The organism is Pseudoalteromonas citrea (assembly GCF_000238375.3).
GTDB classification, from domain to species: domain Bacteria; phylum Pseudomonadota; class Gammaproteobacteria; order Enterobacterales; family Alteromonadaceae; genus Pseudoalteromonas; species Pseudoalteromonas citrea.
The window spans coordinates 796,669-816,432 of the sequence record NZ_AHBZ03000014.1 but is presented as its reverse complement, the minus strand read 5'-3'; the positions used below and the strand labels follow the sequence as shown (position 1 = coordinate 816,432).

Genomic DNA, 19,764 nt, shown 5'->3' with positions numbered 1-19,764 from the left:
GTGAGTGGATGCATTACTTATGAGTGAACACAATAAAAGATGATTAATCGGCTTTTATTGTGTTCATAGGTGACTATTACTGAGTAGCACAAGATTGGGCTTGTGCTGTTTGTTCTATTAGCTCTAGTAAATGCTTGATATGACTATCACCATTTACATGGTGATTTGTTTGCACGACTAGTTGCTCGTGATCAACGTCTTTATTTGTTTTTAAGAGAACTAGGTTTGGGTCTTGTGCAATCGTTTTAGAATGTTCGATACTGGCAATTGCAAAGTGGTTAGAGTTTTTAAGCCCGTCAATCACTTGGTCAATATTGCCAATTTTCATGCTGGTGGATTTATTAAGCCCCTCTACAGCTTCATTTAGCATGGTCTGTACTTGTTTCAGTTGCGAGAAACAGCCATACATAGGAAACTCAGACAATTCAGACCGCCTTAAGCTATCTTTGCTAGCAAGTGGGTGGTGTTTTGATACAAATAAAATAAGCTGGTCTGGTAAATGTATATCGCTCATAATATTACTGGCGCTTTGCAGATAGACGCTAATATCAATTTCACCAAGTTGCAACTTTCTCGTTAGCTCATTTTCGTCTTGCAATTGCATTTCTACTTTTACATTTGGATAGTCAGCTAAAAATTTACCACATGACATAGGTACAATTGCGCTTGCTTTGTTGGTATACCCGATCACTAATTTGTGCTGGTCTCTACCGAATAAGCTTTGCTTAATTGTTTTCTTCGTAAGTTCTAACTCCGAAAGAGTAGCTTTACAGTAATTAAGAAACAGCTCGCCTTGCTCTGTTAACTTTACTGAGCGAGTTGAGCGCTTAACTAATTCACATCCAATTTCATCTTCTAATGTTTGGATGCTGCGGGTCAGTGCCGAGGTACTGATTTTAGTTTGTTCAGCCGCTTGTCTAAAATGACGCAGACTACCCAGCGCAACAAACTGTTCTAGTTGTTCAAATCTCATTCGAAATTCCTTTTAATTTCATCAATACACAGAATTTGTGTGATTTTCCCTAATACTAATACAAATACAGGAAAATTTAAAGTGAAATTTTTACATTTTGCTTACAAAAATCAATCAGGATAACTGTCTCTTATCGCAATAAACTGGTCAATATTTTGCATAAATAAGTCTACAAGCTTAGGATCAAACTGTTTCGCTTTTTCAGATTGTATCAATGTTAATACTTTTTCTAAAGGCCAAGCCTTTTTGTAACACCGGTCGCTGCCTAATGCATCAAATACATCTGCTAGTGCGGTTATTCTTCCAACAATGTTAATACTTTCGCCTGTTAATCCTTGCGGATAACCACTACCATCCCACTTTTCGTGATGCTGATGAGCAATTGTAGCACCACATTGTAAAATTTCATTGGCAGAATTTTGTAAAATTTCATGTCCGATTTGAGCATGAGTTTGCATAATTTGCCACTCATCTGCGGTGAGTTTCGCTGGTTTGTTCAATATATTGTCTGGAATGCTTATTTTTCCTATATCGTGTAAAGGTGAGGCTAACTTTATGATTTCTGATTGATAATCACTTAATCCGTATAATTGAGCAAGTAGCATGCTGTAATGAGCAACCCGTCTAACATGCGACCCCGTTTCTTTTGAACGTTTCTCAACAGCCTCTCCAAGTATGTACGATAACTCTTTTTGCGACTCTTTTACGGTTTCTCTTAGTTTTAAATTGTCATATGCAAGCGCAATATTATTTGAGAAAAACTCTAACAGCTGATAATCAGTGTGTTGCAATGCCGACTCTTTACTGACGTATAGCATGGTTTCACCACCACACCGAGATGGAAAATAACCAATGTACTCATGATGCGTTTTACAGGAGGTTTTACGATTATGCGACTCAATAAAAAGGTTTTTAACACTATTAGGAATAACATTAGAGCTAGGTTCAATGCCTTCTCCTGAGGCTGCCAGTAACTTAAACTGAGTCGCTGCATCTTTTTGATTATTGACCGCCGCTGCACAGTAAATGTCATTATCTTTAAGGCCGAGTACATCCGATACATGAGATAGAATTGTAGAGGCAAAATCACGCACACTATCACACTGTAGGAACGATGATGAGGCATTGATTATTCGCTCTAAACCTTGTTTATGGCGCTCTATGGTTTGTATATCTCGGTGAGAGCGCAATGCAGAATAGAGTAATGTTTTGAGTTTAACGGCGGTTAACTCAGTTTTATTCTTGTAATCATTTATATCATAATCACGTATTACAGACTCTTCAGGCGCTTCGCCGGGTTGGCCTGTTCTTAAAATGAGCCTAATGTCGTGATTGGCGATATCATTTCTAATATATTTAATTAAATCAAGACCTGCATGATTACTTTCCATCACTACGTCGATGAGGCCAACGGAGATTTTATCCTCGCTTTGCAAGATTTCCATCGCTTGTTGTGCTGAATAAGCATGATGGAAGCGCAGCGTTTTTTCCTCGAATTGAAAATCAGAGAGCACTAACTTAGTAACTTGATGAATATCTTCTTCATCATCAACAACCAGAATATCCCAAAAGTCAGCATATTGCTCTTCGGTATTTGGTTCGTCTAGTGCTTCATTAGAAAAAAGAAAACTATTCACTCGTGGGCCTTTTTCTGACTACTCTCATTATAAGTATAGTCATGAAAAAAGGCTGTGCTTAATTACGATGATGGCTTTTTTTCGATATTTTGCAATTCTATCTCAATTGCATCACAAGAAATGTGAATTTCATATAAAGAAATAATCAGTGAAAGAGCCAGACAGCAGAGGCTTGCTCCAAAGAGGACAATGCCTGTTAATGCCACATCTATAAATAGTGCAAACATAGAGAGTGTGCACAGCAAAAAAGAAATAACGCCCCAAACTTGCATAAAGCGAATTAGCTTTATGCGTTTTCTGAGGTTAGCGATTTGCGCTCTAACAAGGGGCCTTAAAGTATTACCTTCGCGAGCATTGAGTTCACGAATTAATTGTGCAAGCACTAAAAATCGATTCGTGTATGCTAAAAGTAATAGTGAGATTGCAGGAAAAAGCAATCCAGGTGTTGTGAGTGTCATAATGCCTCTAACAGAGCGTTTTTCAACAGGTAAGTTCAGTATGACAGAAAATAGCTTTAAATGGCGATGTGCTTTTACAACAGATAACTTAATGGAAGCACATATCATTCAAGGTCTTTTTGCACAGGCAAAAATTCAATCACACCTTGAAGGTAGTGCGTTGCAAGGCGCTATTGGAGAAATTCCGACCGAGCAGGCTAAATTAAGTCTCTATGTCTATGAGATAAAGCTACATGATGCCCAGCAAATATTGTTAAACTACGCACAATCGCAACTACATGAAGATTGGCGTTGTATACAGTGCCGTGAAATAAATGGTCCAGCATTTCAATATTGCTGGCAATGTGGGAAACAACATGAGTAAAGCAAATAACTTCCAACGTATCCGAGATTTAAATTACCTACAAAAGGCGGTGCTTGCCGCTGCGGTCATTGAGCGTATGTTACCGAATTACGATTTATTTAGCGATGCAACCGGATTTGGTGACACTGCAACGATGAAGAGTACGTTGAATGTCTGTTGGGAAATAATTGTTTTCCCAAAGAGTAAAATCAACTTAGAGAAGCAAATTGACAAAGTTGAAGCAAATGTACCTGAGTTATCGCAGTTTGATATGTTTGGCACATACCCAGCAATTGACACGGCCACAGCACTCTTAGGCTTGCTCCATGGTTTAATGGCCAAAGATGAACAAGAATTTATTGATATTGCGAAAATATCTCAAGCTACTGTCGCTCGATATGTTGAGTTCGTGTTGGAGAATGAGGATATAGAACCTGAAAACAGTCTTGTTCGAGAGCATGAAATAATGCAATACGAAATAGAAGTACTAGCTGGGCTCATAGATTTTGTAGAGCAAATGGGACGGATCACCAGTGATAGCGTTAAAGCACTCAAGCAACACGCTATTGCTGATGGGCAAACGAACATTGGCATAACAATTTAGGGTCGAGGCTTAGTTTTACTTGCTGAGTAAAAGTAGCTCAAGGTAAAATTAGTATATTGAAATAAGGTTGGAGAAGTACATTGCGAATTTTAGGTATTGAATCATCATGTGATGAGACTGGGATTGCCATTTATGACGATGAGCAAGGCTTGCTTGCACATCAGTTATATAGCCAAGTCAAAGTGCATGCTGATTATGGCGGTGTTGTACCTGAGCTTGCTTCTCGTGACCACGTTAGAAAAACGATCCCCCTGATTGAAGCTGCATTTAAACAAGCTGGATGTGGGCCTGAATCACTAGATGGGGTGGCCTATACCGCAGGGCCTGGTCTAGTGGGCGCATTGTTAGTGGGTACATCTATTGGCCGCTCAATGGCATTTGGTTGGGGAATTCCCGCTGTGGCAGTGCATCATATGGAAGGGCACTTACTAGCGCCCATGCTAGAAGATGAGCAACCCGAATTTCCATTTGTGGCATTGCTTGTATCGGGTGGTCACACCATGATGGTTAAAGTAACCGGTATTGGCGAGTATGAAGTGTTAGGTGAATCGGTTGATGATGCCGCGGGAGAAGCTTTTGATAAAACAGCTAAATTGCTTGGGCTTGATTACCCTGGTGGACCACGTTTAGCTAAATTGGCTGAACAAGGTATTGCAAAGAAGTTTGTCTTCCCAAGACCAATGACTGATAAACCGGGGCTTGATTTTAGTTTTAGTGGCTTAAAAACGGCTGCTGCTAATACCATTCGTTCTGAAGGGGATGACTTACAAACCAAAGCAGATATAGCGCATGCCTTCCAAACTGCCGTGATCGACACATTGGCAATAAAGTGTAAAAGGGCGCTAAAGCAAACGGGTATAAAGAGTCTAGTTATTGCCGGTGGGGTGAGCGCGAATGTAGAATTGCGAGGCAAGCTGGAGCGAGTCATGCAAGGTATGCAGGGGAAAGTCTATTATCCGCGTACGGAGTTTTGTACTGACAATGGTGCAATGATTGCTTTTGCGGGCATGCAGCGTTTGAAAGCGAAACAATTTGCGCCGTTAGATATGAAAACTCAACCACGTTGGCCACTTGATAGCTTAAAACCTCTTTAATCTTTTTTCTTACCTACTTTAGGCTCTTGACCTTTTAAGAGCCTAGCAATGTTGGCGCGATGCCGCACGATGATCAATACCGTTAAAAAGCTCACAGGAATGGTGTATACCGGTTTTATCAACCAAGTGTATAGCGGTGCAGCGGTTACGGTAATGATCGCCGCTAAAGAGGCATAACGTGTTAGCCAAAGTACACATAACCATGTAGCAATGAGCATCCCACCCAAAGAAAGACCAATTGGTAATAGTGCCCCAAATGCGGTAGCAACGGCTTTCCCGCCATTAAAGTGGAAGAAAATGGGATAAATGTGACCTAGACAGGCAGCCACAGCCACGGCGCCTAACCAAACAGGTTCTATTTCGAGAAAGTAAGCACCCCAGACAGGAATAGTCCCTTTTAAAATATCAAAAATAAGTACTAATACTGCAGGCACTTTCCCTCCAAGCCTGAGCACGTTTGTTGCCCCTGGATTATTTGATCCTGCAAAGCGAGGATCGGCCAAACCAAATACCTGACAAACGAGTACAGCTGACGAAATTGAGCCAATTAAGTACGCACAAATACAGATTAAACTAACTAACACACGTTTCCTTATTTTGTCTTACTAAGTTTTGGGCTATGATCGAACGTTGTTGTAGGTTGATTTAAAGCATTAAAACAACCTTAATTTGAGTTACGTCACCGCTGGAGTATGAATGGATAAGGTCTATATCTCACAACTACACGTCGAAACCATAATAGGAGTTTACGACTTTGAGAAGGAAAGTAAACAAAGCTTGTACTTTGATATTGAGATGTTGACCGATATTTCGGCTGCAGCCCAATCAGATGATATTAGTTTGGCAGTGGATTATGCCAAAGTGAGTGAGCGTGTAATCGCGCATACCACCAGTAAACCTGTGGAACTATTAGAAACATTGGTAGAACAACTCGCAGCGCTTATTTTAGCTGAATTTAACGTAGCCCAAGTGTCTATTTGCGTAAGTAAACCGGCTGCAGTACCTGCTGCTAAAACAGTGGGTGTAGAGATAACACGGAAAAAGAAATAACAATGGCGCAGATTTATATTAGTTTGGGCTCTAACGTCAATAAAGAACATAACTTAGCTGTGGGTTTGAATGCACTGTTAGTTCACTTTCCTAACAGTATTCATTCGAGTGTTTATGAAAGCGAAGCGGTTGGGTTTGCTGGAAGTAATTTTTATAACTCAGTGCTCGGTGCCCGCACCGATATGGCGTTAGATGAGGTATGTCGACTTTTAAAAAGCATTGAATTAGAGAATGGCAGAACACGACAAGATAAAAAGTTCAGCCCTCGCACATTAGATTTAGACTTATTATTTTATGATGATGTTGTGTGCGAAAGCCCTGCCCAGTTACCTCGAGATGAAGTCGTTAAAAATGCGTTTGTATTGTTGCCTTTGCAAGAAATAGCCGCTGACTTTTATCATCCAACAGAAGAAAAAACGATACAAGAAATTTATCAGGGTTATCACAACCCACAACAGAAACTATGGAAAGTGGAGTTTGAGTCACCATGAGCTTGATTGAGATTATCGTACTGGCCTTGGTGCAAGGTTTTGCCGAGTTTTTACCTATATCCAGTTCAGCGCACTTAATTTTGCCTTCACAGGTATTGGGTTGGCAGGATCAAGGCACAGCATTTGATGTTGCTGTTCATGTGGGGACGCTTGTCGCTGTGATCATATATTTTCGTAAAGAAGTGGGTGAAATACTAAGTGCGTGGTTCAAGTCATTTGGTCAGCAGGGTAAAACAGAAGATAGCCAGCTTGGTTGGTGGATTTTATTAGCGACTATTCCTTCGTTGATCATTGGATATTTGTGCAAAGACTTTGTAGAGATTTACTCTCGTAATGCTTACATTATTGCCACTACCACCATCGTCTTTGGTTTGTTGTTATGGTATGCAGATGCCAAAGCTAAGCAGATAAAAACCCTTTACCAACTCAACTGGGTCAGCGCATTATTAATCGGATTATCGCAAGTTGTGGCGATGCTATTCCCAGGCACATCACGTTCAGGGATCACCATGACTGTGGGGCTGCTTATGGGCCTTAACAAACAGAGTGCGGCGCGGTTTTCTTTTTTAATGTCGATCCCTGTTATTGCGGCGGCAGGCTCTTACTATATTTTTAAGTTAGCATCTTCAGATGAAATCATAGATTGGAACGCCATACTACTGGGTTCTGTATTGTCTTTTGTATCTGCGTATTTTTGTATTCACTTTTTCCTAAAGGTAATTGAGCGAATGGGCATGATGCCATTTGTTATTTATAGATTACTGTTAGGACTTGGCTTGTTTGCATTTTTGCTATTATAAAATGTCACTGAGGTTTCAATTTGAACTGAAAAAGGCGCGTTAAGCGCTTTTTTTATGTCTATTGGCTTGTAAAACCGTAAAAGTTGATTATGTGGTAAACGCTTAGAAAGCCTGACTTTGATATGTGTGCCTGTGACGATATTTGTCTATTGGGGAGCAGGGGAGTTGCAGATGCGAAACTCTAAGGCCTAGGGTAAATGTTACAGTGTCTTTTAGGTAAAGGTAATGCGTTGTGGGTCAATATAAAAACGCGCTGATTAATGATCAGCGCGTTGAATAGGTTACTTATTACTTAATTTAGAAAGTGTATTTAGCACCTAAAGAAATACGACGCCCTTTAACATCGAAGAATTCGCCATCGTCATATGCAAAAGGATTACGTGGTGGAGCCTTATCCAGCAAGTTATTTATGCCAACACGTAATTGTAACTCATCCATTAGGTAAGTCTTATACATGAAGTCAAAAGTAGTATACGACGGAATATCGTTGTAATTGTTGTCTTCAAGTGTCCACGTGTTACTTTCTACAGTCGAGTGACGGTAATTAACAGTTAACACATATGAAGAGTCATCATGAGCATACGTTGATGATAAACGCGCTTTAATTCTTGGAGACTCCATTTCACCTAACTTCACTCTCAGGCCATCAGATCGACCCGTTGAGTTCTCAGTCGCTTCAGTTAAATAGGTTGCTGTGAACTTAACCGCAAGAGAACCATTGAACACATCAGTTCTATATGCTGACTCGAAATCGAAGCCTTTACGCGCAAACTGCGCAGCATTGATTGGCTTGTTTATGAAGTAGTCTACGTTACGAGTTTGCTCATTACGTACTACGTTACCACAGAATGGATTGTCTAATGAGTTTGACTCGTAGCAATATTGAACTGCATCTCTTCCAAAGTACTCTATCGCACCATCGATTTCAAATGACCAGTAATCTAAAGTGAAATCTAAGCCATCAACGAAAGAAGGTGTATAGATAACACCAATTGTATGGTCGTTTGACACTTCATTTTCTAGACTTTCATTACCGCGAATATAGCCAGGCAAGCTACCACCAGCTAACCACTCATCAGTTGGCATCCAGCCAGCAGGCATGTTGTCTGCTGCACAGTTGCGGATCACATTGTCTTTAAATTCACTTCCTGAAGCGGTAATTGAATCGGCACGACAGATGTCTTTTCGGCCAGAATCGAACGTCTTAGAGTTTGGCGTAAATAAGTCACCTAGGTTTGGTGCTCTTACTGACTTAGAGCGGTTTAAGCGAACACGTAAATCATCTGTCACACCCCAGTTTAAAGCAAGCTTCCACGCATCATCTGCACCTGTTACAGAGTAATCCATGTAACGATATGCTGTTTCAAGCGTTAAGTCTTGAGCGAAACGCATGCCTTCAATAAGCGGAATAGAGATTTCAGTAGAAAGTTCGTCTACTTCAATTTCACCATTCATAGCAAGGCTAGAGTTACCAAAAATTAGCCCTTTCTCCATATTTTCAGATGGTGTCGTTGTTGCTGATTCACGACGGTGCTCTGCTGTAAATGCTGCAGCAACGTAACCTGCTGGTAGCTCAAATAAAGAACCATCAACTGTTACGGCAAATACGACTTGGTCGTGCTTTGCAAAACGTGTTGCGGTAGTGCCAATGTAGTCTATTTGCTCTTGAGTTGCTGATGTCGCACCCATTGTATTAAATGGTGTACAACCCGCTAAAGCACCAATGACATTGCCATCTGCATCTCGGTCAGCACATACGATCTCGCCATTATACTCAACTGCGTCAATTGCATTGATTTGGTTTTGAGTTAAAACCTCACCTTCCCATAGCGTGTCTTGTTCAATACGACCATATTGAACATAGGCACTGTAGCCCCAATCGTCGTTTAAAAAGCCTTCTGCGCCAATAGAGGTACGGAACACTTCTCGCTCTTGTCCGTATGTACGATCGCCCCAAAGATGCTCGTTTGCTTGACGCAGTGTTACTGATGTCAAGCCATTGTCATCAAGCAGCTTAGCCATATCATCTTTCATGTAGGCGTTATCACGACGGATTGTGTGGCGGAAAAACGCAGGGCTACTTTCTGAGGTTGCTTCTGTATTTGAGTAAGTAAAGTCAAATGTCAATGCATGCTCATCATGCAATTGATATGTCGCGTAGGCTGAAGCAATAACACGCTCAAGAGGGGTTTGGAAGTAATCTTTATAGCCGTGACCAAACACGCCATCACCTTGTTGACCTTCGCCTTGAATATAGTGGCGAGAAGGATTGCCAACACCCGGGTTAGGAATACGGCCTAGACCATAATCAAAAGCACGTACGTTGCCATTTTCGTCAAAGGTATAATGATGGTTATTAAATGCGTTGTCATCAAATCCACCTTGAGTGAAGAAGTCACCGCCTTCAGAATAGTAAGCTAAGGCCGTTGGCTGACCTAATACAACTCTATTTGGAATGCCGTCTTCGCCACTTGTATTTGCTGGGTTTAAATAGCTATTGACAGGAGTGCGCATAAAGTCACGGCTCAGCTGTGTATAGCTTTTATTCTCGGTGTAATTCAGTGATGCAATGAATGACAGTTTGTCGCCTTCCATTCCGCCTGTGATTGAGAAAAAGTTTTCTTCGCCACCGCTTTGCTCAGGTCGAATTGTTGATACATCTACTTCAATACCATCCATTGATTTTTTGGTAATGATGTTTACAACACCAGCAACAGCATCTGCACCATATACGGCAGCAGCACCACCTGTGGCAATTTCAATACGTGCAATCATTGAAGTTGGGATGTTGTTTAAATCGACAGCAGTTCCGCCTACTGAACCAGGCACAAAGCGACGACCATTTACCAACACTAATGTACGCTCTGAACCAAGACCACGTAAATCAGTCGTATTTAGTCCAGACGAAAAGATGTAGTTAGTTGTTGTTTCTGGAGAAAGTCCCACAGTCGCTTGTGGCATTTCTGCCAGTAAGTCATTAACGTTAGTGATACCTTGGTTTTCTAATTCCACGCCACTAATAACGGTTACTGGAGTCGGTGATGTTAGGTTAAAGCGTTTAATTTTAGAACCCGTTACTTGAATACGTTCTACTTTTTTAGCTTCGCCAGAATCATTTGCCATTACAGCAGAACCAGATACGGCGCCAGTTAATAGTGCTGCTTTTATACCCACAGCTAATAGATTTAACTTCTTCAACATAAGACCTTTTTCAATTGTTGTTACGGACCACGCTTACTTTTGTAAGTGCGGTTATATTTATGCAGCATTTTTAGCACATCTAAATGTAACAAGCGGGACTTTGGTGGTTGTTGGTTTTGTTTCTAATTTGTGGATAATGTTTATTAATATTTTAATTTTTGGTTTTTCCGCATTTTTACTGGTTGTAGAGCAGCGCTTCCTTGTATTGTAATGTTTACAGTGGGTGTTTTTTCATTTGTATGTTAGTGGTAATGTTAATTAAGTTTCCATAAAAGAAACGAATACTCAAACTATTAGGGTGATTAACCCTCTTTAATGTGGTCATTATGTTAGCAATTGATTAATTGCGCTGTTTCTTTTTTGTGCGCTTACGTTTTTTTCTGATTTAAGGGAACTTTTTAGGTTCCCTTAATTTAAATAAACAGTCGAGTTTATAGGTGAAGCGAATGGGTTATTTGAGATAATCGTTCTTCATTGAGCTGGTTTTTAATCTCTGAGCCAGAAAACCCTTTGGCAATGATTGCTTGAGCACTTATGGCGCGAGTACTTCCAGCAACCTTCTTTAATTTTTCACTTTGGTTTATTTCAAAGCCTAATGTAAAGCGCATTATATTAATAAGTAATTCGAAACGCTCTGGTCGTCGCCAGAGATCAACTTTGTTAAATAGCTTTAATAAGTCTTTAGGCGAGGGGGATGTCATCAATGTGGCTGCATGCTCACAATAATCCCTTAACGCAATGGCATATTTACTGGGAATTTTGAGGGTTTGCTCTATTCCTGTGAGTTTAGTTAAACATGCGTGTTGAAGCCATAAGCAAAATAAGACCACTTTATAGTTTGGATCTGCCTTTGGCACTTGAGCTAGTTGAGCATTCAGCTTTTGATGGGTCTCTTCATTCCACTTTACTAGTAATGGCTGAACATCATTTAGTGCATTTAGATGAGACAATACTGTTGTGAAAACCTCAATAGCACCGTCACCCAAGCTTTTTTCTATTTCTAACCAGACCCGTTCTGGTGTGAGCGTTTTTAGTTCTCCTTGCTGTACCATGCTTTTCATTAGCGCCATTGTTTCATCAGCAATATAAAACCCTAAATGATGATAACGTGCTGCGAACCGAGCGACACGCAAAACTCTTAACGGATCTTCACTAAAAGCAGGGCCTACATGCCGTAGTATTTTGTTGTTTAGATCTTGTTGGCCGTGATATGGGTCAATTAAAGTACCGTCACCGGATTGGGCTATTGCATTAACCGTTAAATCGCGTCGATATAAATCCTGTTCCAGAGTAATAGTCGGCTCAAAATCACAGATAAACCCGCCGTAGCCTTGGCCACTTTTTCGTTCTGTTCGTGCTAGGGCATATTCATCTTGACTGACTGGATGTAAAAATACGGGGAAATCTTTGCCTACCTGTTTGTACCCTAAGGCGATCATTTTGGCTGGTGTTGACCCAACCACAACATAGTCTCTTTCAACGATAGGGCGGCTCAGTAGTGCATCACGTACAGCACCTCCCACTAAATATACTTTCATGCTTTCCTCAAATCATACCGTAGGGGTAAAACTAATTTCACAAAATTGGAAACAAGGTTTTAACTTGGTGGCTTTTTTTGCCATTATAGGGTGCATCATAACAATAAAGAGACGCAACGTGTATTTACGCTACTTTGGGTTGAATGAAAAACCCTTTTCGATTGCTCCAAACCCGCAATACTTATTTTTAAGTGATAGGCATAAAGAAGCTTTGGCACATTTGACCTATGGATTGGGGGATGCCGGTGGGTTTGTTCTTTTGACTGGGGAGGTCGGTACCGGTAAAACAACGGTAACTCGAAGCATGCTGGCACAATTGCCAGACAGCACACAAGTTGCTTTTATATTAAACCCGGCGTTATCTGAAATGGAGTTATTGGCAAGTATTTGTGATGAACTTGCCATTGATTATGATGCTGAACACGCAACACTTAAGCGTTTAACGGATGTTATAAAGGCACGTTTGCTGGCCAATCATGAGCAAGGCGGCCACACCATGTTGATCATTGATGAGGCTCAGCATCTGGCACCTGAGGTGCTAGAGCAGCTTAGGCTGTTAACAAACTTAGAAACGGATCATAAAAAGCTATTGCAAATTGTGCTGGTTGGGCAACCTGAGTTGCAGCAGTTATTACAGCGCAATGAATTACGACAACTAGCACAGCGGATCACGGCGCGGTATCATTTGTTACCTCTAACCGAAGCACAAGTTTTTGCATATATCCAACATCGTTTAAGTAAAGCTGGGTGTAATGAGACGTTGTTTGATCATGACGCTATTGCTTTTATGCACAAAGTAACAGCGGGGATCCCTCGGTTACTAAATCTGCTTGCTGATCGTTGTTTGTTGGGGGCTTTTTCAGCGCAACAGCAAATTGTCAATAAAGCCATAGCGCAGCAAGCAGCGCAGGAAGCTCTGCCGCTTGATTTGGTGCCACAAGAGGCAAGTGCGAAACGCAACTACACGTGGCGCGTTGTTACAGCATTTATGCTGTTGTTCTTCTCAGGTTTTGGCCTGTCATATATCGTATAGTGATAAAAATGTCTTACTTATTTAATGCTCTAAAACAATCAGAAAAAACAGAGAACTCAGAACAGTCTCATTTAGCTTATCAACATCAAAAGCAGTTGAACTTTTACCGTCGCTTATCTTTTGGACTTGGTGGTATTGTGCTTTTTGGGGGGGCAATGGCTACGGGCTTTGTGGCTGGTAAATTTGTGCAAACATCAACGCTGCATAATAGTGAACAGTCTACAGTTGTAACTGAACAGCATACTCCGTCAACACAACCAACCGCGACGGAACAAGCAGAGTCAACAGAATCGACCATAACCCCTATCGTTGCGTCTAACCCCGTTCAAGGTGTGGTTAATAATACCGCGAGTGTCGTTAATCAGCCTATGACACAGGGACAGCAACCTACTCAGTATCAGTGGGCATCGGTACAAATTGGTGTCGATGTTTCTGGGCAAGCTGTGTATGAGCAGCGTCTAGTGCCAGTTAACAATCAGCATTTGGGTAGCCCTGTGACAGTGCCTAGTCAACAGTTTACACAGCCTCATTTTGTGCAACCAACTGCTTTACAGCCGAACATAGTGCGCTCGGGTGTGGTATTGCAACCTAACGTTCAGCCACAACTAGTTCAGCAAGGCATAATGCAGCAAGGTTTAGTTCAGCCAAATATAGCAACTGTAAATGGAAGTAACCAATATCAAGATACAGAAAACACCGGGAATAGCGCCATAAAGCCTTATTCTGATCCTGAACTAGATAATGTGTCAGATGAGCTCAAAGAAGCGTTTGCACAGGCCGTTTCTGATACTGAAGGCAATAATAATGGTGAGGTGATAGCGACAAGTAAAGACTCTGCGAAAGCAACGCCAATAGAGTTGTTACCAGCAGGGTTGCAAAATAGTATTCCCAGACTGCGTTATCAAGCACATATTTATGCTACAGAGGCAGATAAACGTTGGATAAAACTCAACAACAGGGAGTTATATGAAGGCGATAATATAGGTGCGTTACAGTTACTAGAGATAACACCAGAACAAGCACTATTTAACTTTGATGGTTATGAATTCACACTAAAAGCGATGCAAGACTGGCCTCTGTAAAATAGCGGATTGCTCTCGCGCGCCTCACGGTAGCATTGAATGACGGAAGAATTTTAAGAGGTCTAAACTAAATTCTTCCGGCTTAATTGCCGCCTCTAAATCATCGTTGACTCGTTTATTAGCAAGATCAACATCTTTTACCTCGATGTAGCGCATATGTTTGGCGTGGTAGAATACTTTTACAATGGGTTGCAGTGGGGTGTCTGGATTACTTCCACTGACAATTCCGACGCGCTGACTGGTTAACTTAACAAGTGTGCCAACGGGGTAAACGCCAATCGCATTGATAAATACATTGAGCAGTTCTGTATCATAGTGATGTGGTGTGCCTTCTCTTAACAGCCGGAATGCTTTGACTGGTGTAATGCCCACTTTGTATATTCTTTCTGCAGTCAAAGCGTCATATACATCAACGATGGCCGCCATTCTAACGTATTGCGACAGGTCTTTGGCATCATAACCAAATGGGTAGCCTGAGCCATCTAGGCGCTCGTGATGATAGCCTGCAATTTCAGTCGCGATTTTACCTAATTGTGCATCCATGACAATGTCATAGCTATACTTTGCGTGTTGCTTCATGACTTCAAATTCGTCGATACTCAATTGGGCTGGTTTTTGTAAAATGGAGTCTGGAATGTGGACTTTACCAATATCGTGTAGTAGTGCGCCAGTGGCCATTTGTTCTATGATTGATCGCTCAAAGCCCATGTGCTTAGCGAAGATACTGATCAAAATAGATACATTAATAGAGTGTTCCAACAGGTAGGTATCTTTTTCTCTGATGCGGGCAATGCAGGCGAGTGCATCTTGATTGCGAAACACCGAATCAATAAACCCATGCGCGGTCTCTTTAAAAGCTGAAATATCAATAGGGCTGCCTGATTGGAGATCTTTAAAGGCTTTTTGTTGTAAATCTTTGGCTTCATCGTATAACTTGGCTGCTTGGGTTAATTCAGAATCAATACTGGTCGATTTGTGCCATGGATTAATTGTTTCTTCAACGACCTCGGGAGCAACTTCAGGCGGGGCAACAATGTCAGCTTCCTCATGCAAAGTTTTAGTGGGGTCTATTTCTACTTCAAGCACGCCGGTAGACTTTAAATTGTCGATGCTTTTTTGTGTCTTTACCCACCCTTGGTTTTTAATTTTAATATGCCCAGTTTGCTTTATTACCCCAACCACAAACATACCTGGGTTCAAGTCCTTGATATTTATTATTTTCATCTTGAGCCCTAAATACAGGAATAAGACTTATAAGCCTAGCAAAGAACGGCAAAAAAGGTAGTGATAAAGGGTGGCTTTTTATTAATGGATAACGATAGGGTATTGAATAGGAAGCGGACATAAGCTAAAAGTAGCTTATGTCCGTGATGTTTTTAACGGTTTATTCGTCGTCTTCAACTAGGGTCATCAGTGAGGTATTACCACCTGATGCCGTTGTATCAATACTGATGGTTTTTTCAGTAACGAGACGGCTGATCAGCGTGTCATAGTATTCTGCACTGATAACTGGCAAAATTGCACCGCTACGAGCAGCTAATTGCTGACTGAAGTAACCTAAACGTGATGAACGTGCTGCAACAACCGCACCTGCTAAATGCGGATGGGTGAGTACTGCGTGTAGCTGGTTTGGTTTAGCAACTTGGAACACACCTTCTGCAATGCCAGTAGAAATGAACTTATCTCTAAACGCTTGAGCTTCTTCATAAAACAGCTCTGATGCTACGGTGATCACGGTGTTACCTGCTGCAAGCGCCGTAATGATTGAAATAGCCCAAAAGTTAAATGAGGTGCTCTTATCTGCATAACACACCACACAACCTCGCGCTTCTAGGTGCAAGGTATTTGATTCACCTGTCGGACCTGGCAATGTTGTATGACTGCGCATACGTTTCTCTAAACGGTTTAGCTGGTTACGTGCATCTGCGAGTGTTTTAGCTAAATCGTCGGCTAAGTCGTCAATGATCTCAACGGTTGCAATCTTAGCCAGTAATTGGCGAACAGCAGAAACCCGGTCGTTTAACGGAGTTGCACGCCAGATTTTTTCATCACGCATTGAATTACGCATTAAGCGGTCAACTTGCTCTGTTGCGCCCGGGAAGTTATGCGTTTCTAACTCATCAGCGGTTAAGTTAGTCATTTGTACGTTTTCCGGAGAGGCTTTTTCTTTTACCAAACGGTATAAGTAGTTTGGTCCACCCGCTTTAGGGCCAGTACCCGATAAGCCGCGTCCACCAAAAGGTTGTACACCGACAATTGCACCAATCATATTACGGTTTACATAAACGTTACCGGCTCTAGACATCTTAGCAAGGTAGTGACAGCGCTCTTCAATACGTGAATGCACCCCCATTGTTAAGCCGTAACCGGTGTTATTGATTTGATCGATAACATTATCTAGTTCATGGGCTTTATAACGAATAACATGCACGACAGGACCAAATACTTCACGTTTTAATACCGATAGGTCTGCAATTTCATACAAACGAGGGGCGAAGAAGAATGCACCATTTTCTGAATTATCAGGAATAGGTGATTCAAACAACAGCTTACCATTGGCTTTTAAATACTCAACATGTGCAGTAAGCGTATTGAGCGCTTTTTCATCAATAACTGGGCCAACATCCGTATCAAGCTGAGCTGGGTCGCCTATATGCAGTTCTTGTAGTGCACCTTTGAGCATTTTAATAATGCCGTCAGCCACATCGTCTTGTAAGAATAGAACGCGCAATGCTGAACAACGTTGACCGGCACTTTGGAAACCAGATGAAATAACATCATCAACCACTTGCTCAGGCAAAGCCGTAGAATCAACGATCATACAGTTTTGGCCACCTGTTTCGGCGATCAATGGTACTTGAATGTCATTTCGTTCAGCTAGGATTTGTGAAATCAATGTACCCGTTTCTGTAGAGCCGGTGAACATTACAGCTTGGATACGCTCATCAGGGACTATGTGCTTACCTACGTCACTACCGCGTGCGATAACCGCTTGTACAACATGTTCAGGTAACCCGACAATTTGCATTAGCTCAATACAACGTAGTGCTATCATACTGGTTTGTTCAGCAGGTTTTGCTATGACCGTATTACCCGTTACGATAGCAGCGGCAACTTGACCTAGGAATATCGCTAGAGGGAAGTTCCATGGGCTAATACATAAAATAACACCACGAGCTTCAAAACGCTCATCTTCAGATAACTCTTCAGCACGTGCGGCATAATAACGACAGAAGTCAACGGCTTCACGTACTTCATCAATGCTGTCTTGGGTAATTTTACCGGCTTCTTTAATACAAATTGCCACAAGCTCATCATGATGACGTTCAAGTATGTCGGCGATGCGGCGTAATAGCTCTGCACGCTCAGACACCGGCGTTTCAGACCAATTTGCGAATGCTGTATCAGCGTTAGCCAGCATCGTATGCATTTCATTACTCTGGTGCAGCGGCACTTGACCAACCACTTCAGTGTGATTTGCCGGGTTGCGTACTGCTAGAAAACCCTCTTTAACATCCGCTTCAGTGATACGGTTATCTTCAAACCACTTGTCTAGGTTATCTTTTAATGGCGAAATAACATTGATGTCTGTTAAATCCATGCCTTTAGAGTTATCGCGCTCATTGCCATAAAGTTCAATTGGCAGTTTAATTTGCGTATTAAATTTATTACGCAAGCCTTGTAGCGTTTCAACTGGATCAGGAAGAAGCGACTCAACAGGCTTAGTCACGTCAACAATCGCATTTACAAACGACGAATTAGCGCCGTTTTCAAGTAAACGGCGAACTAAGTAGGCAAGCAGGTCTTCATGTTGGCCTACCGGCGCATACACTCGGCACTGTACCTTGTCTTGTTCTACTATTTGATCGAATAAAGATTCGCCCATACCGTGTAAACGTTGGAACTCAAACCCTTTGTTATTGCCTTTTGCCACTTCAAGAATAGTTGCTGCAGTATAGGCGTTATGTGTTGCGAACTGAGGGAATAACGCATCTCGTGCTTCAAGTAATTTAATTGCACAGGCTTTGTATGATACGTCAGTTGTTGCTTTACGTGTAAATACAGGGAAGTGATCTAAACCATCTTGTTGCGTGGTTTTAATTTCTGTATCCCAGTATGCACCTTTTACCAAACGCACCATTAATTTACGACCAACACGGCGGGCTAAATCAGTCAGCCACTCAACGACGAAGATAGCGCGTTTCTGGTAGGCTTGTACTGCTAGACCAAATCCTTGCCAATCGCCTAGCTCATCATCAGAGAAAACGGCTTCAATGACATCCAGTGAGATATCTAAACGGTCTGCTTCTTCCGCATCTACGGTAAAACCAATGTCGTATTTTTTAGCGGCGAGTGCAAGCTCTTTAAGTTTAGGTACAATTTCAGTTAGGACGCGTTCACGGTGACTAAATTCATAGCGAGGGTGAATGGCCGACAACTTAACAGAGATACCTGGGCTTTTTATTGGGCCTCGGCCATTCGCTGCTTTACCAATAGAATGGATGGCATTCATATAGCTATTAAAATAACGCTCGGCATCTTCCATGGTGCGTGCACCTTCACCTAGCATATCGTAAGAGTAGACATAGCCTTTTTGCTCTTTTTCAGCAGCACGTTCAATGGCTTCATCGATGTTCTGACCCATAACGAACTGCTTACCCATGATTTTCATGGCATAGTTGACTGACTTACGGATCACAGGCTCACCTAAGCGGCCAATGGTCTTTTTCAGTACACCAAACTGCTGATCTTTATTCTTGTCAGTGTAGTTAACCATTTTACCGGTCACGAGTAAGCCCCAGCTTGATGCATTAACGAATAAAGAGTCGCTGCTCCCCAAATGTGAGCTCCAGTCACCATTCGCTAATTTGTCGCGAATCAGGTTATCTTGAGTTTCTTTGTCTGGTACACGTAATAATGCTTCAGCCAAACACATTAACACTACGCCTTCTTCTGAAGACAGTGAGAATTCATTTAATAATGCGTCTACGCCATTTTGACCATCTTGGTCTTTACGAATATTTACCACGATTTGGCGTGCGCGTTCCCATGCACGGCTTCGAGCCGTAACGCCTACTTCAGCAAGTGGCAAAATATGGTCGATCACTTGCTCTTCATCAATACGATAGAAGTCACGGATTTTTTGTCTGATAGGACAGTTAGTATTTAAATCACCGTTGTAAAGCATAAGGAACCCTCAGGAAAGGAGTCAAAAACACAAGTAATTAACACGTATTGAGTCAGACAAGGGGGTAGTTGGGTCAGACAAAACCGTGGCGTGAAAAACGCCTAATTAATTACAACATAGTTAATTAATGCATTGCGCTGGGCAAACACGACCACACTATTTTGGCGTGTTTGAATTTTAGATAGTACGCATTGTGTTTAGCATCAAATTTTTCAGGCATTCTATCTGAGATTAGTCAGTATATGCTGTTTTATTTTGGCAAAATACGGTAA

General features: G+C 41.7%; 16 protein-coding genes. 8 read left to right on the top strand and 8 right to left on the bottom strand.

Features of this window, described 5'->3' with window-relative positions; genetic code table 11:
* Window positions 1-76 precede the first annotated feature (76 nt).
* The 3 genes from PCIT_RS06930 to PCIT_RS06920 all read right to left on the bottom strand — a co-directional run bounded on the left by PCIT_RS06930 (window position 77) and on the right by PCIT_RS06920 (window position 3,068).
* Window positions 77-973 carry a LysR family transcriptional regulator gene (locus PCIT_RS06930; RefSeq protein ID WP_010363549.1) on the bottom strand — a complete coding sequence of 299 codons (897 nt, stop codon included), beginning with the start codon at window positions 971-973 and terminating at the stop codon, window positions 77-79.
* 110 nt (window positions 974-1,083) lie between these two features.
* Window positions 1,084-2,610, bottom strand: a complete 1,527-nt coding sequence (locus tag PCIT_RS06925) for a DUF3369 domain-containing protein (protein WP_010363550.1) — start codon at window positions 2,608-2,610, stop codon at window positions 1,084-1,086.
* A 62-nt stretch (window positions 2,611-2,672) separates the two neighbouring features.
* On the bottom strand, window positions 2,673-3,068 hold the full coding sequence (locus PCIT_RS06920; RefSeq protein WP_010363551.1) for a DUF2721 domain-containing protein: 396 nt from the start codon (window positions 3,066-3,068) through the stop codon (window positions 2,673-2,675).
* Between the two features lies 1 nt (window position 3,069).
* On the opposite strand from PCIT_RS06920, the gene PCIT_RS06915 reads away from it, so the two are divergent.
* From PCIT_RS06915 to tsaD, 3 genes are all read left to right on the top strand, one after another.
* Window positions 3,070-3,432 carry a putative signal transducing protein gene (locus tag PCIT_RS06915; protein WP_010363552.1) on the top strand — a complete coding sequence of 121 codons (363 nt, stop codon included), beginning with the start codon at window positions 3,070-3,072 and terminating at the stop codon, window positions 3,430-3,432.
* Complete coding sequence (locus PCIT_RS06910) at window positions 3,425-4,015, top strand: YjaG family protein (RefSeq protein WP_010363553.1); 591 nt, start codon at window positions 3,425-3,427, stop codon at window positions 4,013-4,015. The genes PCIT_RS06915 and PCIT_RS06910 overlap by 8 nt, the downstream gene beginning before the upstream one ends.
* Window positions 4,016-4,095: 80 nt before the next feature.
* On the top strand, window positions 4,096-5,109 hold the full coding sequence (gene tsaD / locus PCIT_RS06905; RefSeq protein ID WP_010363554.1) for a tRNA (adenosine(37)-N6)-threonylcarbamoyltransferase complex transferase subunit TsaD: 1,014 nt from the start codon (window positions 4,096-4,098) through the stop codon (window positions 5,107-5,109).
* Here tsaD and plsY read toward each other — a convergent pair.
* Window positions 5,106-5,693, bottom strand: coding sequence for a glycerol-3-phosphate 1-O-acyltransferase PlsY (gene plsY, locus PCIT_RS06900; RefSeq protein WP_010363555.1), 588 nt, complete (start codon window positions 5,691-5,693; stop codon window positions 5,106-5,108). The two genes, tsaD and plsY, sit on opposite strands and share 4 nt — an antisense overlap.
* A 112-nt stretch (window positions 5,694-5,805) precedes the next feature.
* On the opposite strand from plsY, the gene folB reads away from it, so the two are divergent.
* Genes folB through PCIT_RS06885 form a run of 3 tightly spaced genes read left to right on the top strand, consistent with a single transcriptional unit; the run spans window position 5,806 to window position 7,450 of the window.
* Window positions 5,806-6,159: a dihydroneopterin aldolase gene (folB, locus tag PCIT_RS06895; RefSeq protein ID WP_010363556.1), complete on the top strand. Its 354-nt coding sequence runs from the start codon at window positions 5,806-5,808 to the stop codon at window positions 6,157-6,159.
* 2 nt (window positions 6,160-6,161) lie between these two features.
* A complete protein-coding gene (folK, locus tag PCIT_RS06890; protein WP_010363557.1) occupies window positions 6,162-6,650 on the top strand; it encodes a 2-amino-4-hydroxy-6-hydroxymethyldihydropteridine diphosphokinase in 489 nt (162 codons plus the stop codon).
* Complete coding sequence (locus tag PCIT_RS06885; protein ID WP_010363558.1) at window positions 6,647-7,450, top strand: undecaprenyl-diphosphate phosphatase; 804 nt, start codon at window positions 6,647-6,649, stop codon at window positions 7,448-7,450. Before folK ends, PCIT_RS06885 begins: the two co-directional genes overlap by 4 nt.
* 297 nt (window positions 7,451-7,747) lie before the next feature.
* Here the strand turns inward: PCIT_RS06885 and PCIT_RS06880 are convergent, their stop codons facing one another.
* Both PCIT_RS06880 and PCIT_RS06875 read right to left on the bottom strand, forming a co-directional pair.
* Entirely contained in the window at window positions 7,748-10,651 is a 2,904-nt protein-coding gene (locus PCIT_RS06880; protein WP_010363559.1) for a TonB-dependent receptor domain-containing protein, read from the bottom strand.
* A 431-nt stretch (window positions 10,652-11,082) separates the two neighbouring features.
* On the bottom strand, window positions 11,083-12,189 hold the full coding sequence (locus tag PCIT_RS06875; protein WP_010363560.1) for a tRNA nucleotidyltransferase/poly(A) polymerase-related protein: 1,107 nt from the start codon (window positions 12,187-12,189) through the stop codon (window positions 11,083-11,085).
* A 118-nt stretch (window positions 12,190-12,307) separates the two neighbouring features.
* Between PCIT_RS06875 and PCIT_RS06870 the strand changes: the two genes are divergently transcribed.
* Both PCIT_RS06870 and PCIT_RS06865 read left to right on the top strand, forming a co-directional pair.
* The gene (locus PCIT_RS06870; protein WP_010363561.1) at window positions 12,308-13,222 is read left to right on the top strand and encodes an ExeA family protein; all 915 of its coding nucleotides are present in this window, start codon (window positions 12,308-12,310) and stop codon (window positions 13,220-13,222) included.
* Between the two features lie 8 nt (window positions 13,223-13,230).
* Complete coding sequence (locus tag PCIT_RS06865) at window positions 13,231-14,304, top strand: general secretion pathway protein GspB (protein ID WP_010363562.1); 1,074 nt, start codon at window positions 13,231-13,233, stop codon at window positions 14,302-14,304.
* Between the two features lie 24 nt (window positions 14,305-14,328).
* Here the strand turns inward: PCIT_RS06865 and PCIT_RS06860 are convergent, their stop codons facing one another.
* Together PCIT_RS06860 and putA are read right to left on the bottom strand one after the other, a co-directional pair.
* A complete protein-coding gene (locus PCIT_RS06860; protein ID WP_040697632.1) occupies window positions 14,329-15,528 on the bottom strand; it encodes a cyclic di-GMP phosphodiesterase in 1,200 nt (399 codons plus the stop codon).
* Between the two features lie 160 nt (window positions 15,529-15,688).
* Window positions 15,689-19,492 carry a bifunctional proline dehydrogenase/L-glutamate gamma-semialdehyde dehydrogenase PutA gene (putA, locus tag PCIT_RS06855; RefSeq protein ID WP_010363564.1) on the bottom strand — a complete coding sequence of 1,268 codons (3,804 nt, stop codon included), beginning with the start codon at window positions 19,490-19,492 and terminating at the stop codon, window positions 15,689-15,691.
* Between the last annotated feature and the right edge of the window lie 272 nt (window positions 19,493-19,764).